Annotated in this window: 15 protein-coding genes; 5 read left to right on the top strand and 10 right to left on the bottom strand. The window is 72.9% G+C overall.

Annotated features, from left to right (window positions below):
- A partial coding sequence (locus JOY88_RS16525) for a Glu/Leu/Phe/Val family dehydrogenase (protein ID WP_293503729.1) occupies positions 1 to 709 on the top strand: 709 nt, incomplete at its 5' end.
- Positions 710 to 929: 220 nt separating this feature from the next.
- Positions 930 to 1,736 carry a hypothetical protein gene (locus JOY88_RS16520; protein ID WP_293503728.1) on the top strand — a complete coding sequence of 269 codons (807 nt, stop codon included), beginning with the start codon at positions 930 to 932 and terminating at the stop codon, positions 1,734 to 1,736.
- 11 nt (positions 1,737 to 1,747) lie between these two features.
- On the opposite strand, the gene JOY88_RS16515 is transcribed toward JOY88_RS16520, so the two are convergent.
- Positions 1,748 to 2,191, bottom strand: a complete 444-nt coding sequence (locus JOY88_RS16515) for an OsmC family protein (protein WP_293503727.1) — start codon at positions 2,189 to 2,191, stop codon at positions 1,748 to 1,750.
- 95 nt (positions 2,192 to 2,286) lie between these two features.
- Here JOY88_RS16515 and JOY88_RS16510 point away from each other — a divergent pair, with 95 nt between their 5' ends.
- Complete coding sequence (locus JOY88_RS16510) at positions 2,287 to 2,844, top strand: DUF2242 domain-containing protein (protein WP_293503726.1); 558 nt, start codon at positions 2,287 to 2,289, stop codon at positions 2,842 to 2,844.
- Here JOY88_RS16510 and JOY88_RS16505 read toward each other — a convergent pair.
- Positions 2,838 to 4,478 carry an amidohydrolase gene (locus JOY88_RS16505; protein ID WP_293503725.1) on the bottom strand — a complete coding sequence of 547 codons (1,641 nt, stop codon included), beginning with the start codon at positions 4,476 to 4,478 and terminating at the stop codon, positions 2,838 to 2,840. The two genes, JOY88_RS16510 and JOY88_RS16505, sit on opposite strands and share 7 nt — an antisense overlap.
- 101 nt (positions 4,479 to 4,579) lie before the next feature.
- Here JOY88_RS16505 and JOY88_RS16500 point away from each other — a divergent pair, with 101 nt between their 5' ends.
- Complete coding sequence (locus tag JOY88_RS16500; RefSeq protein WP_293503724.1) at positions 4,580 to 6,211, top strand: winged helix-turn-helix domain-containing protein; 1,632 nt, start codon at positions 4,580 to 4,582, stop codon at positions 6,209 to 6,211.
- A gap of 9 nt (positions 6,212 to 6,220) precedes the next feature.
- On the opposite strand, the gene JOY88_RS16495 is transcribed toward JOY88_RS16500, so the two are convergent.
- The 7 genes from JOY88_RS16495 to JOY88_RS16465 form a co-directional block, all read right to left on the bottom strand.
- Positions 6,221 to 7,480 (bottom strand): RNA polymerase sigma factor, encoded by a 1,260-nt coding sequence (locus JOY88_RS16495; protein ID WP_293503723.1) that lies wholly within the window; start codon positions 7,478 to 7,480, stop codon positions 6,221 to 6,223.
- Positions 7,481 to 7,484: 4 nt separating this feature from the next.
- Positions 7,485 to 7,970 carry a VOC family protein gene (locus tag JOY88_RS16490; protein ID WP_293503722.1) on the bottom strand — a complete coding sequence of 162 codons (486 nt, stop codon included), beginning with the start codon at positions 7,968 to 7,970 and terminating at the stop codon, positions 7,485 to 7,487.
- A 10-nt stretch (positions 7,971 to 7,980) separates the two neighbouring features.
- On the bottom strand, positions 7,981 to 8,379 hold the full coding sequence (locus JOY88_RS16485) for a VOC family protein (protein ID WP_293503721.1): 399 nt from the start codon (positions 8,377 to 8,379) through the stop codon (positions 7,981 to 7,983).
- Positions 8,380 to 8,454: 75 nt separating this feature from the next.
- Positions 8,455 to 8,898, bottom strand: a complete 444-nt coding sequence (locus tag JOY88_RS16480; RefSeq protein WP_293503720.1) for an SRPBCC family protein — start codon at positions 8,896 to 8,898, stop codon at positions 8,455 to 8,457.
- A complete protein-coding gene (locus JOY88_RS16475) occupies positions 8,895 to 9,437 on the bottom strand; it encodes an SRPBCC family protein (RefSeq protein ID WP_293503719.1) in 543 nt (180 codons plus the stop codon). The genes JOY88_RS16480 and JOY88_RS16475 overlap by 4 nt, the downstream gene beginning before the upstream one ends.
- Positions 9,438 to 9,450: 13 nt before the next feature.
- The gene (locus JOY88_RS16470) at positions 9,451 to 9,852 is read right to left on the bottom strand and encodes a YciI family protein (protein WP_293503718.1); all 402 of its coding nucleotides are present in this window, start codon (positions 9,850 to 9,852) and stop codon (positions 9,451 to 9,453) included.
- Positions 9,853 to 9,976: 124 nt separating this feature from the next.
- On the bottom strand, positions 9,977 to 10,324 hold the full coding sequence (locus JOY88_RS16465) for a YciI family protein (protein ID WP_293503717.1): 348 nt from the start codon (positions 10,322 to 10,324) through the stop codon (positions 9,977 to 9,979).
- 137 nt (positions 10,325 to 10,461) lie between these two features.
- On the opposite strand from JOY88_RS16465, the gene JOY88_RS16460 reads away from it, so the two are divergent.
- Entirely contained in the window at positions 10,462 to 12,171 is a 1,710-nt protein-coding gene (locus JOY88_RS16460; protein WP_293503716.1) for a sensor histidine kinase, read from the top strand.
- Between the two features lie 24 nt (positions 12,172 to 12,195).
- On the opposite strand, the gene JOY88_RS16455 is transcribed toward JOY88_RS16460, so the two are convergent.
- Positions 12,196 to 13,671 (bottom strand): hypothetical protein, encoded by a 1,476-nt coding sequence (locus JOY88_RS16455; protein ID WP_293503715.1) that lies wholly within the window; start codon positions 13,669 to 13,671, stop codon positions 12,196 to 12,198.
- Between the last annotated feature and the right edge of the window lie 2 nt (positions 13,672 to 13,673).

Genomic DNA, 13,673 nt, shown 5'->3' with positions numbered 1-13,673 from the left:
CGGCTCGCTGGGCCGCGTCGCCGCGACGGGCCGCGGCGTGTTCGTGATCGGCCGCGAGGCGATGCGTCGCCTGAACGTGCCGATGGAGGGTGCGCGCATCGCCGTGCAGGGCTTCGGCAACGTCGGCTCGATCGCGGCCAAGCTGTTCGCCGCGAACGGCGCGAAGGTCGTTGCCGTGCAGGACCACACCGGCACCATCCTCAACGAGCAGGGCGTGGACATGGCCGACCTGCTCGACCATGTGGCCAAGACCGGCGGCGCCGGCGGCTTCAAGGGCGCCGACCAGATCGCGAACGAGGACTTCTGGGACGTCAAGAGCGACGTGCTGATCCCGGCCGCGCTGGAAGGCCAGATCACCGCCGAGCGCGCCCAGCGCATCCAGACCCGCGTGGTGCTGGAAGGCGCCAACGGCCCGACCACGCCCGACGGCGAGGCCGTGCTGGCCGACCGCGGCATCACCGTGGTGCCCGACGTCATCGCCAATGCCGGCGGCGTGACCGTGTCCTACTTCGAGTGGGTGCAGGACTTCTCGTCCTTCTTCTGGACCGAGGACGAGATCAACGTGCGCCTGGACAAGATCATGATCGGCGCCTTCAAGCACATCTGGGAGACCGGCGAGCAGCACAAGATCCCGCTGCGCACCGCCGCCTTCACGGTGGCCTGCACACGGGTGCTGCAGGCGCGCGAGGAGCGCGGCCTCTACCCCTGACGGAAGGCCCCGCGCGACGCCGCCCGCCGGCGTCGCGACCTCGGCCCGCTCCGGTCGCCCCGGATGGACAGGCCGCGCGAGCCTGACAGGGCCGCGCGGCCTTTTGCCATGGGTTTCGAGGACGCCTGCCCGCACGGCGTCGCTCCCTCACGCATCCTGAGGATGCGCCCCCGATGGCGTCGCGTCAGCATCGGCCTGGACTGGAGCGCCGGAGGCATCGATGAGCGACGACGACAAGGCCCCTGTCCGCAAGGGCCTGCTGGATTTCCTCGACAGCAAGTTCGGCTTCTGGCTCACGACGACGCTGCTGATCGCCATGTGGAGCGCGGCCTACGCGGCCATCGACCGCTTTATGCACAGGGCGGATGCCGAGCGGGCCCGCACCGCCGAGGCCGCGCGGCGCGACATGGACGCCGTCCTCAAGGTCGTGCCGCTGCTGTTCGCGCCCGAGGGCGGCCAGCAGGACCTGGGGGTGAAGCTGCTGCTGTCACTGCGCGGCAAGAAGGCCATCGAGGAGGACAGCCTGGCCATGGTGCAGGCCGTGCTCGACGCCCGCATCAGCGCCGCCAAGGGCAGCGGCGCGACGGAGAAGGACCTCCACCAGGCCGCACTGATCCTCAAGGTCGAGGACAGTCAGCGCATGGCGGCCATCGCCAACCCGGCGGCTCCGGCCGCCGCGACACCGGCGCGCCAGCTCAGCGACGCAGCGCTGCCGCCTCGCGTCTACCTGCAGATCGGCGACGAGGCCGACCGCGACGCCGCCAAACGCCTGCGTGAGGTCCTGGGCACCGCCAACGTACTGGCGCCGGGCATAGAGCTCGTCGACGCCCGGCGTATCCCGGCTCGCAGTGAACTGCGCTACTGCGAGGGCAAGCTCGACGCCGACGCGCTCGCCCGCGTCGGGGCGGCGCTGCAGCAGGCGCGGCTGAGCGTGGAACCCAGGCCGCTGGCACCGGCCATCTGCGAGCGCGTGCGCTTCAACCAGATGGAGGTCTGGCTGCAACGCGGCACGACGGCGGCCGGCTGAGTGCCGGCGCCTCAGCCCTTCAGCACGGCGCCCGTGCTGTCGAGCACGCGCAGCGTGACGGGGATCGCGGGCGCCACGCTGCGGGTGACGGTGCAGTAGTCCTCGAAGCTGTCCAGCACGCGCTGGAGGTGGGCCAGTTCGCCGGCCGGCCGGCCCAGATGCAGGTCCACGGCCAGGCCTTGCACGCGGTTGCGGCCGCGCTCGTTGCGGCCCACCGTCGCCTTCACCTCGGTACGCAGCGGCGACGGGTCGTCCTTGTACTTCTGGCAGGCGAACCACAGCGAGGCGCTGAGGCAGTTGCCGACGGCCGAGGCCAGCAATTCGACCGGGTCGGGGCCCAGGCCGGTGCCGGCCGGCGGCGGCTCGTCGGACAGCAGCACCGGCAGGCCCGGCGCGTAATGGTGTTCGAACTGGTAGCCCTGGCGCTGGATCAGGGTGACGCTGGGTTGGTCCATATAGCCTCCATGTGGGCGGCGATTCTCGGCCCTGCGCCGCCGCGCCGACACGCGGCAGCAACAAGCCAGCCCGGCCGCAGCGGAATAATCCCCTCATGCCTCGCATCCGCCTCCTCGCCCCGACAGCCCTGCTCGGCCTGCTGCTGAGTGGCTGCGGCGTGCTGCCCTCTCTGCCAGAAAAACCCGGCAAACCGGTCTACCAAGGCGAGCGTTTTGCCGCTGAAGAGACTTTTTCGCGTCTGTTCGACGCCAATGTCGACGACACCTGCGAGGCCGCGCGGCGCGCACTGCTGAGTCAGGGCTATGTCATCAGCAAGGCCGGCGCCGGCATCGTGCAGGGCGCCAAGCGCTTCCAGCCCGAGGGCGAGGTGCATGTGGAAATCGGCTTCAACGTCGTCTGCGTGGGCGACGGCCCCAAGCAGCAGGTCGCGACAGCCTATGTCAGTGCCCAGCAGGACCGTTACGCGCTGAAGAAGAGCCCGCAGGCGGCCAGCCTGGGCGTCAGCGCGCTGGGCTCGATCTCGCTGCCGCTGTCGTCGACCCAGGACTCCATGGTCAAGGTGGCATCCGAGACCATCCCCGCCGGCGAGTTCTACGACCGCTTCTTCACGCTGATGCAGCGCATGCTGCGCGAGACCGCCGCGGATCACTGAGGCCCGGAGCCGGCCAGCGCCGGATCCTCGAACACGACCACGCCGTCGACCAGGGTCAGCAGGCTGGTCGTGGCCGGCAGCCGCTCGGCCGGCACCGTCAGCACGTCCTGCGACAGCAGCGCGAGGTCGGCCGCCAGCCCCGGTGCGATGCGGCCCTTGCGCGCCTCCTGGCGCTCGGCGTAAGCGCCGCCCGCGGTATACGCCCGCAGCGCCTGCGCGCGGCTCAGCGCCTCGGCGGGGCGGCCCGCATAGGTGGTCGCCAGCAGCAGGTTGACATAGGGGTTCTGTTCGTCGACCCCGCCGTCGGAGCCTAGCGCCAGCGGCAGGCCGGCCGCCATCAGGCCGCGCAGCAGCATGGGCCTGTCGATCAGCGGCGGCCGGCCCGGCTCCGGCGGCGGCGGCAGATGGGTGGGGTTCTGGATCACGGTCAGGCCCAGGGCCCGCGCGGCGGCGACGCTGTCCTCGCGCACGCCGTCGCCATGCTCGATGCGGACCCGCTTCGCACGCCAGGCGGCCGGCGGCGCCAGTTCGCGCATCAGCGCCAGCAGGCGATCGGTCTCGGCGTCGCCGACCACATGCAGGGCCATCTGGTGCGGACTCCTCAAGGCCTGGCCCAGCAGTTCGCGCAGTTCCGCGGTGCCGAAGTTGGAGCGGCCCGTCCAGCCGGGCCGGCCGTGGTAGTCGGCGCGCTGGTGCGCGTTCTGCTCCAGCGGCGTGCCGTCCAGCACCCATTTCGGCCCCTCCACGCGCACCCGCGGCGGCAGCGGGCCCAGGGCCTCCAGGCGCTCCCAGGCCTGGGCGACGCGGGCAGCCGGCGTCGCCCACGCATAGATCGTCCATTTCTGCGGCGTGCCGGCCCGGGCCAGCGCCTGCAGCACCAACGGAAGCGAGTGCTCACTGTTCATCAGATGAATGGAGGTCACGCCCCAGCGCGCATAGCGCCCGGCCGCCTCGGCATAGGCCGAAGCCAGTTCGTCCGGCGACATCGGTCGCGCCTGGGGCACCAGGGTTTCGGCAGCCTCGAAGGCGCGGCCGTCCAGGCGGCCCTGGGCGTCGCGCCCCCACCAGCCGCCGAGTGGATCGGCTACGTCATCGGCGATGCCCAGGCGTTGCAGGCCCGCGCTGTTCACCAGCGTGGTGTGACCCCAGAAGCCCCGCAGCAGCACCGGCCGGTCCGGCGCCACAAGATCCAGCGCGGCGCGCCAGTTGCGGCCATCGCGGGCCAACGCGGGGCCGACATAGGCGCCTATCCAGCCCTCGCCCTGCCGCGCGGCGGCCTCGACGGCCGCCAGCGCCTGCTCGGCGCTCGGGCCGGGGAAGGGCAGCCCTGGCAAGGCCAAGGGCGCCGCCGGCAGCTCCTGGCCGAGGTGGACATGGGCCTCGACGAGGCCGGGCACCAGCCGCCGGCCGCCGGCGTCGACGATGCGCGTACCGGGCCCTGCCAGCGCGCGGATGTCGGCGCTGCGGCCCACCGCGGCGATGCGCGCGCCCTCGACGGCCACCGCCTCGGCGCGCGGGCGGGCTGGGTCGGCCGTGAAGACCTGCGCGTTGACGATGACGAGGGAGGGTGCGGCCGGCGCGGCCAGTGCCAGCAGGGTGGTCGCAAGGGCGCAGGCCCGGGACAGGTGGCTCATGTCAGTCTCCATGGGGATGGGGTGCATGGATTGCATGCCGGCGGATCCGAACAGTCCTGAAACTGCGCTGAAAATCGGCTGAAAGAGCTCAGGCGGCGCCCATGTCCATCCAGGGATACCGGTTCGGCGACTTCATCCTCGACCTGCGGCGCGGCAGCCTCAGCCGCGGCGACGTCGACATCCCGCTGCGGCCCAAGAGCTTCGACCTGCTGACGCTGCTGGTACGCGATGCCGGCCGGCTGCAGTCCAAGCAGGACCTGATGGATGCGCTCTGGCCCGACGTCGTCGTCACGGACGATTCGCTGACCCGCTGCGTCAGCGACGTGCGCGCCGCGCTGGGCGAGGCCGGGCCGCGCATGCTGCAGACCGTGGCGCGGCGCGGCTACCGCTTTGTCGAGCCCGTGCAAGCGCTGCCGGCCGAGGCGGACGCCGGCCGCCCCGCACGCTGGCGCCGGCACTGGTCGCTGGCCGCCGCGGCCACGCTGCTGCTGGCGGCGGCGGGCGCCGCCTGGTGGGCCCGGCCAGCGCCGCCGCGGCTGTCCGTGCTGGTGCTGCCCTTCGCGACGCTGGATGCGCCGGCCGACACCGCCTTCCTCGGCGACGTGCTGGCCAGCGACCTGACCGGCGCGCTGACGCGGCTGCGCGGCACCAGCGTCATTGCGGCCGCCAGCGCGCGCACGCTGCGCGGCCGGCCCTGGGACCCGCTCGCCCTGGGCCGCGAATGGGGCGTGCGCCACGTGCTCAGCGGCAGCATCGCGCGCAGCGGCGCCGGCTGGCGCATCAGCGCCCAGCTGGTCGACACCGGCAGCGGCGCCAGCCTGTGGGCCGACCGCTTCGACATCGATGGTCGCGACCCTGGCCAGGCGCTGGACGGCATCGTGCTGCGCCTGGCCAACGCGCTGGGCGTCGAGCTGCTGCAGGCGGCGGCCCGGCAGGCGCCGCGCGATCCCCAGGCCGCGGACGCCGAGGAGCTGGCCATGCGCTGCGAGGCCGCCACCTTCACGCGCAGCGACCAGTCCGCCATGCCCGACTTCGCCGCCTGCGAGCAGGCCCTGCGGCGCGACCCGCGCAATGTGCGCGCGCTGGTCGTGCTGGCCTATTTCCATGCCGCCCGGGTGTCGCGCGTGCAGAGCCCCGACCCGCGGGCCGACCTCGCCATCGCCCGCCACGCCGTCGACCTGGCGCTGGCCGCTGCACCCGACGAGCCCAAGGCCCATTGCGCCCAGGCCGTCGTCCTCGAGGGCGAGCACCGCCTCGCCGAGGCCGTGACGGCCGCCGAGCGCTGCCTGGCCCTCAACCCCAGCGATGCGCGCGCCCACCGCATCCTCGCGACGCTGCACTTCTTCCTGGCCCAGCCCGAGCAGACCCTGGCCTTCGCCGAGCGCGGCCTGCGCCTGAGCCCGCGCGACCCAGAGATCTCCACCTTCCTGCTGTTCAAGGGCTGGGCGCATTTCATGCTCGGCCAGACCGATGCGGCGCTGCACTGGCTGCGCCAGGCCGACGCCGCCGCGCCCCGCGCGCCGACGACGCTGGCCGCGCTGGCCTCTCAGCTGGCGCTGGATGGCCAGCAGCAGGCCGCCCGGGATGTGCTGGCGCGCTACCTGGCGCTGCCGGAGACGCGGGCCCGAAGCATCGCGCAATGGGACTACCGACCCGACGGCAGCCCGGCCTTCGTCGCCTTCGACGCGCGCTTCAAGGAGGGCCTGCGCCGCGCCGGCCTGCCCGAGCGCTGAGGCCGCGCCTCAGCTGGCCAGGCGACGTGCGCGCGCCAGCAGCAGTTCGCGCTGCACCTCGTTGTCGGTCAGATCGGCCGCGCGCAGATAGGCCGCATGCGCCTCGTCGCCGCGGCCCAGGCGCTCCAGCACGTCGGCCTCGGCGCCGGCCAGCCAGGGGTAGCGCCTCAGCAGCGGCTCGGCCTTCAGCGCCTGCAGCAGCGGCCAGGCTGCGGCCGGGCCCTGGGCGAAGCTGACGGCCACCGCGCGGTTCAGCGCGATGACGGGCGAGGGATTGAGCGCGAGCAGGCGGTCGTAGCCGGCCACGATGGCACGCCAGTCGGTGTCCTCGGCCCGCGCCGCGCGCGCATGGCAGGCGGCGATTGCCCCCTGCAGCGTGTAGGGGCCGGGCTCGCCCAGCGCCAACGCACGCTCGAGAGCGGCCAGGCCGCGACGTATCAGCAGCGCGTCCCAGCGGCGGCGGTCCTGGTCGGGCAGCAGCACGGGGCGGCCCCGGGCGTCCAGCCGCGCGGGCAGGCGCGAGGCCTGGATCTCCAGCAGCGCCGCCAGGCCGTGCACCTCGGCGTCCCGCGGCAGCAGGTGCTGCAGCTGGCGCGCCAGGCGCAGCGCCTCGTCGCACAGGGCCGGTCGCAGCAGGCTGGCGCCGCTGCCGGCGCTGTGGCCCTCGTTGAAGATCAGGTAGACGACGGCCAGCACTGCCGACAGGCGCTGTTCGCGCTCCATGGGCCCGGGCAGCTCGTAGGCCTGGCCGTTCAGCGCCTTCTTGGCGCGCACGATGCGCTGGGCCACGGTGGCCTCGGGCTGCAGGAAGGCGCGCGCGATCTCCGCCGTCTCCAGCCCGCCCAGCAGGCGCAGCGTCAGCGCGACCTGGGCCTCGCGCGGCAACACCGGGTGGCAGGCGATGAAGATCAGGCGCAGCAGCTCGTCGCCGATCTCGGCCTGGTCGCGCGCGGCGTCGAGGTGGTCAACGAAGTCGGGCACGACATGGGCGCCGGCGGCCGCGTCGTCGGCTGCCAGGTGCTCGTGCTCGCGCTCCAGCATCGCGCGACGGCGCAGCCGGTCCAGGGCCTTGTTGCGGGTGGCGGTCATCAGCCAGGCGGCGGGGTTGGTGGGCTGGCCATCGCGGGGCCAGGCATCGAGGGCGGCCATGAGCGCGTCCTGGGCGCAGTCCTCGGCCTCATCGAGGTCGCGCAGCAGCTTGGCCGCCGCGCCGACGAGGCGGCTGCGCTCGATGCGCCAGACGCCGGCGGCCAGGTCGGCATGGCTCACGGATTCATGCGCCGTCGTAGGCGCGTTGAAGCGCGGCCAGGTCGATCTTCTGCATGCGCCAGATGGCTTGGAACACGCGCTGCACGCGGGCCGGGTCGGGGTCGCGGAGCATGTCGAACCAGGCCGCCGGGATGATCTGCCAGGACAGGCCCCAGGCGTCCTTCACCCAGCCGCACTCGGAGGGCTTGCCGCCGTTCGCAGGCAGTTGCTCCCAGAGGCGGTCGATCTCGGCCTGGTCGCTGCAGGCGACCGTGAGCGAGAAGGCCTCGTCGAGCTGGAAGTGGGGGCCGCCGTTGAAGGCGGTCATCTGCAGCCCGAACAGCTCGAAGTTGAGCAGCATGACCGTACCGGCCGCGCCCGGCGAGTTGTCGCCCCAGCGCTGGGTGTGCGTGATGCGGCCGGCACCGAATACCCGGAGGTAATGGGCCACCGCGTCCTCGGCGCCGCGCTGGTACCAGAGGAAGGGCGTGAGCTTGGGCTGGATCTGCATGCACTTCTCCTCAGGCCGGCGCGCCGGTCATGTGGACGAGTTCCCAGATGTGGCCGTCGAGGTCCTCGAAGCCATGGGCGTACATGAAGCCATGGTCTTGCGGCTGGCGCGGCACGCTGCCGCCAGCGGCGCGGGCCTTGGCGACGAGGGCGTCCACCTCCGCGCGGCTCTCGCAGGACAGGCACACCAGCACCTCGGTGGCCTCGCGGGCATTGACCAGGGGCTTGCCGGTGAAGCCGCGGGCGAAGTCCTCGGCGAGCAGCATCGCGAAGAGGTTGTCGCCGAGCACGAGGGCGGCGCCATGGTCGTTGGTGAACTGCGGGTTGAAGCTGTAGCCCAGGGCCTCGAAGAAGGCCTTGCTGGCGGGCAGGCTCTTGCAGGGCAGGTTGACGAAGATCTGCTTGTGCATGGCGGGTCTCTCCGGTGGCTGCCGCGGCGGGGCTCGACGCCGATGCCGATCCCTTGAGCGGCAGGGGGTTTGCTCTCAGTGCGTGGATTCGGCCAGGGCCTTCAGGCGCAGCAGGGCCCGTGGCCAGGTGGTCTGCAGAAAATCGGTAAAGGCGTCATCCCAGCTCTGCAGGTGGATGGCGAGCCGCGTGCCGCCCCCGGGCGCAGCGCTGAATTCGTAGCGCTCGTGGGCCGGCGAGCGGTGCAGCCGGCTGTCGGGCAGGGGCCGGCCGTCCTTGATTTCGCCCACCAGCCGCAGCGACAGCCTCTCGTGCCGCCGGTGCTCGTCGACGACGGCCTCCATGCCGAAGCCCTGGGGATCCAGGAAGCGCAGCCGGCGGCCGGCCTCCCAGCTTCCCTCGAAGTAGGAGCCCTCGGCGAAGGCGCGGGTCCAGTCGCGGTAAGCGGTGGGGTCGAACATGCAATCCCACACGCGGGCCACCGGGGCAGCGATGTCGATGCCGAATTGCAGGTCTTTCATGGCCGGCCTCCTTCCGCGAGCAGGCGCAGGTTCGTCAGACCGTCCTCGAAGTCGCGGCCCACCATCTTGTCCATGTCCATGAACAGGCCGATGAGCTTGCTCATGAAGTTGGCCGGGCCGCTCATCGTCCAGCGCACCTCGGTGGCGCCGTCGGCCATGGGCTGCAACGCGAATTCGGCCTGGTTGTGGGCCTCGAAAGGCTTCACGAAGTCCAGCTTCAGCTGCACGGCACGGCCGGGCTGCTGGCCGGTGATCTCCAGGCTGCCGCTGCCGACCTTGTCGCTCTCCCAAGCGTAGCGCGAGCCGACGCCGCTGGTCGAGCCGCCGTACCGGCTCTTCAGCAGCGGGTCCTTGCGCTCATAGGGGTTCCAGCGGTTGAAGGCGCGCAGCTCGCTGATCAGCGGCCAGACCTGGTCGGCCGGCGCGGCGATGCGCGCGCGGCGCTCGATGCGGAATTCGTCGGGGCGGGTCAGGGCATAGGCCAGCAGCAGCAGGACGGCCAGGCCGGCGCAGCCAAGGAGGGTGGCGAGGTTGCTCATGCCGGGCCTGCGCTCAGGTACCGATGGCCATGTCGCCGCCGGGGGCGAAGTCGGCGTCCTCGTAAAGGCGCCTGACCTCGATCTCGCAGTCCATGCCCAGGAAGGGCTTGGGGAAGCGGCTGGCCCAGGCTTGCGCCTCCTCGACGGAGCGCACCTGGATCAGCGTGTAGCCGGCGATCAGCTCCTTGGTCTCGGCGAAGGGGCCGTCGATGCGCTCGATGCGGCCGTCGGCGTTGTAGCGCTGGCGCCAGCCGTCGCGGCTGGGGCGCAGGCCGGCGCCGTCCAGCAGCACGCCGGCGCGCGCCATCTCCTCGTGGAAGGCGCCCATCTCCTCGAACAGCTTGGCGTACTCGGGGCCGGGCGGGTCGCCACGCTCGCTGACGGCGTTGGCGCGGACTTGGATCATGAATCGCATGACGGGTCTCCTGGTTGGGTGGGGGCGGCCGTGCCGCCTTCATTCACTCGACGATCCACGCTGCGCGACTTCGACCGTCCTCGGGAAACTACCTAATCTCCCGTGACCACCGCCTCGGAGGGGTTCAGGTGTAGCAGGGGCCGACGCCGCGGATCTCCACCGTGGCCCATTCGGCCGCCGGGCAGCGCTCGGCCCAGGCCAGGGCGACGGCGGCGTCCTCCGTGTCGAGCAGGAAATAGCCGCCCACCATCTCCTTGGCTTCGGCAAACGGCCCATCCCAGACCTGGGCGCCGCCGTCGCGCCGGGTCAGCCGTCGGGCCGCGGACCCCAGCGAGTTGACACCCAGCAGCAGGCCCTCGGCCTTGAGCTCGGCGGCGAAGTCCAGCATGCGCTGGTAGACCGCTTCGCCGGCGGTGCGGCCGCGTTCGGCGCGCTGGCCGACGGGTTCGACGATAAGCAACATCTGGGGCATGGCGGGCCTGCAACGGGTGGGCGACAAGCAGGCATTCTGGCGCGGGTGCCCCACCCAATCTGGCAGTTGGGTCCGCCGCCAAGATACGGCACAGTTGCCGGTTCAGGAAGCCAGCCCAGGAAACAGCGGAGGCCGAGATGGACGACATGACCCGTGTCGCGATATTGCTCGTGAAGGCCACCCCCGAGCTGCCCATCGTCGGCACGGCCTCGGGACACGCCAAGCTGCTGGGTTACGACCCGCAGGCCCTGCGCGGCATGCCGCTGTCGCTGCTGTGCCCGCAGCACCAGCCCGACGGCCGCACCTCGGCCGAAACGCTGGACCACATGCTGGTCGAGCTGCGGCGCACCGGCTCGCTGAGCCTGCAGTGGAGCCTGCAGACCCGCACCGGCGAGACCCGGCCCCACGAGCTGCACCTGACGCTGACCGAGCGCGACGGCGAGACCCAGGTGGCCGTCTGCCTGGTCGACGTCAGCCGAATGCAGTTCGCCAAGGTGCTGAACCAGGCCAAGAACGAGCTGCTGGAGATGGTGGCCACCGGCCAGCCGCTGCAGCGGGTGCTGGACCGCCTGACCGGTGTCATCGAGTCGCAGTTCGAGGGGCTGTACAGCACCGTGCTGCTGCTGGACCTGGACGGACGCCACGTGCACGTGGGCGCCGGGCCGCGCATGCCTGCCGACTACATGCGGGCGCTGGAGGGCCTGGAGATCGGCCCGGCGGCGGGCTCCTGCGGCACGGCCATGTTCGACGACCGCCTCGTCATCGTCGACGACATCGCCACCCATCCGCTGTGGACGCAGTTCCGCGGCCTGGCCCTGCCCCATGGCCTGCGGGCCTGCTGGTCCGCGCCCATCCACGGGCCGGACCGGCGCGTCGTCGGCAGCTTCGCGATGTACTACCGCGAGGTGCGTCGGCCCTCGCCCGAGGAGCTGGCCGCGCTCAACACCGTCAGCCACCTCGCCGGCATCGCCGTCGACCAGGAGCGCCGTGCCGAGGAAAGGCGCCGTGCCGCGCAGTGGCTCGAGGAGCAGGTGCAGCAGCGCACCGCCGAGCTGCTGGCCACGCAGGACGAGCTCGTCAACAGCCGCAAGCTCGCCGCGCTGGGCCGGCTGCTGGCCGGCATCGCCCACGAGATGAACACGCCTCTGGGCAACGCGCTGCTCAGCGCCAGCGCGCTGCGGGCCGGCAGCGCCGGCTTCGCGCAGCGCATGGCCGACAGCGCGCCGCTCAGGCGCCAGGAGCTGACTGACTGGGTGGCTCAGACGGCGGCCGGTACCGAGCTGGTCGAGCAGAACGTGGACCGCGCGCTGCGCCTGGTCAACCGCTTCAGGCAGCTGACCGAGGGCAGCGGCCGCGCCGTGCGCTCGCGCTTCGACCTGCGCCAGGCCGTGCTGCAGGCCTGGGCACGCGTGCAGAGCCACCTCAGCGTCGAGCATGTGCAGCTGGCCTGCGAGCTGCCAGACGGCTTCATGCTGCAAGGCTATGCCGAGGTACTGCAGCAGGTGCTGGAGCAGCTCCTGGAGAACGCCTGCCTGCACGCCTTCCGCAACGGCGGCGGCGGCCAGATCCACGTCGGCGCGCGCCGCGGCGCCGACGACCGGCTGACGCTGGAGGTGCGCGACAACGGCGCCGGCATGCCGGCGGCCGACCTCGCCCGCGCCTTCGAGCCCTTCTTCACGACCACCTTCGGCCAGGGCGGCAGCGGCCTGGGCCTGTTCGTCGCGCACAGCCTGGCCAGCGGCATGCTGGGCGGCGGCCTGGAGCTGGACAGCCAGCCGGGCCAGGGCACGGTGGCGCGGCTGGCGCTGCCGCTGCGGGGCGACGCGGCGCTGGCCCTCGCCGCGTGAAGCGGGGCGCCCGTCCCGCGCGGTTCAACGGCGCACCGGCGACCCCGAACGCCAGGCCGGGTCGGCCCAGCGCTGGAAGGCGCCCAGCAGCGCAGGCTCGCCGGACTGGCGCTCGGTGGCCAGGTTGTCCAGCGACACGACCTCGAAGCTGCGGCGGTACCGGCCCTCGGCGCGGAACTCGCGCGCCAGCAGCATCTGCACGCCGCCCGGCACCCAGCCGGCGAACTCGGCCACGCCCAGGCCCGGCCGGGCCGGCGCGGGCGGCATGACGTCCACGCGCCAGCCGTCCCGGCCCTTCTGGAACAGCCACAGCTCGCGCCAGCCGTCCAGCGGCTGCACGGCCAGCGCCAGCGCGCGGCCCTCGCGGTTCAGCGACGCGGAGGCCAGCGCCACCTGGCCGAAGCTGCAGCGGCGCACGACCAGCCGGCCGCCCTCCTTCAGCTCGACGCAGTGCTCGCCATCGGCACCGGGCTGCAACGCGAGCTGCACGGCACCGAAGTCGCGCCCGCCCGCGCCCGTACCCAGCCAGCGCGCGGCGTTCACGCGCATGGCCGCGTCGGCGTAGGCGGCCTGGTCGTCCTCGGTCAGCTCGCTGGGCGCGATGGCGGCGAACTCGGCCAGGACCGGCGCGGCATCACCGCCCGCCCCGCGGCGGGCTGACGCGAACGCAAGGCTGGCCGCGACCGCGGCGCGGCGCATCAGCAGACGGTTCCTCCAGTGCGGCGCCAGCGTGGCCGCATCGACCTGGGCGAGCACCTGCCGGCGCCACTGGTCGCGCGCCTCGACCTCGCGCGGTGTCGCCAACGGGTTCAGGCAGTCGGGACGCGTCAGCGCCAGCGCCGCGCGGGCGCGCTGCTCCGGCGTGGCGGCCGTGGCGAGAACGCGGCGGAAGGCCTCGCCCTCGTAGCAGACCTGCACGCGCCCCTCCTCGGCGCTGTCGAACTGCTCGAACTTCAGGCCGTAGCGCGCGGCCACGTCGAGCTGCGCGGCGAGCTGGCCCTCGTTCGGCCTGGCCGCCGGGGTGGAGGCGCGGTCGGCAATGCGCTCGGCAAAGCTGCCCATCGCCTCCAACGCCTCGGCGCCGCCGGGGCCGGCCAGCTCGGCCGGCGTCGCCGCCTGCACATAGGCGGCGGCCAGGCCCAGCCCCAGGCCCTCGGTACCGAACTGCTGGCGGGCCAGGCGCAGCTGCGCCAGCAGCTCGGCCGCGGCGCCGTCGCCACGCGGCAGCAGCAGCACCTGGCTCTTGCGCAGCCAACCGCCACGCTCGCGGCGGTAGTCCCAGACCTGCCAGTGGTCGCCCCGCTCGGTGCGGATCTCCAGCGCCTCTCCGCGGCCCAGCTGGGCCTGCAGCGAGGCGGTGTCGCGCGGCGCGCCGCGCAGCGGCGAATCCTGCGACACCAGGCCCGCGCGAGGGAAGGCCGGCGGCTCGGCGGCATCGGCCTGGGTGATGAGCGCGGCCGCGACCGCGGCGGCGACGACGATCAGGGCAAAGCGACGCATGG

It is taken from the genome of Roseateles sp., from assembly GCF_019237615.1.
Lineage (GTDB): Bacteria > Pseudomonadota > Gammaproteobacteria > Burkholderiales > Burkholderiaceae_C > Pelomonas.
The sequence above is the reverse complement of the archived record's forward strand: the minus strand, read 5'-3'. Positions and strand labels throughout refer to the sequence as shown.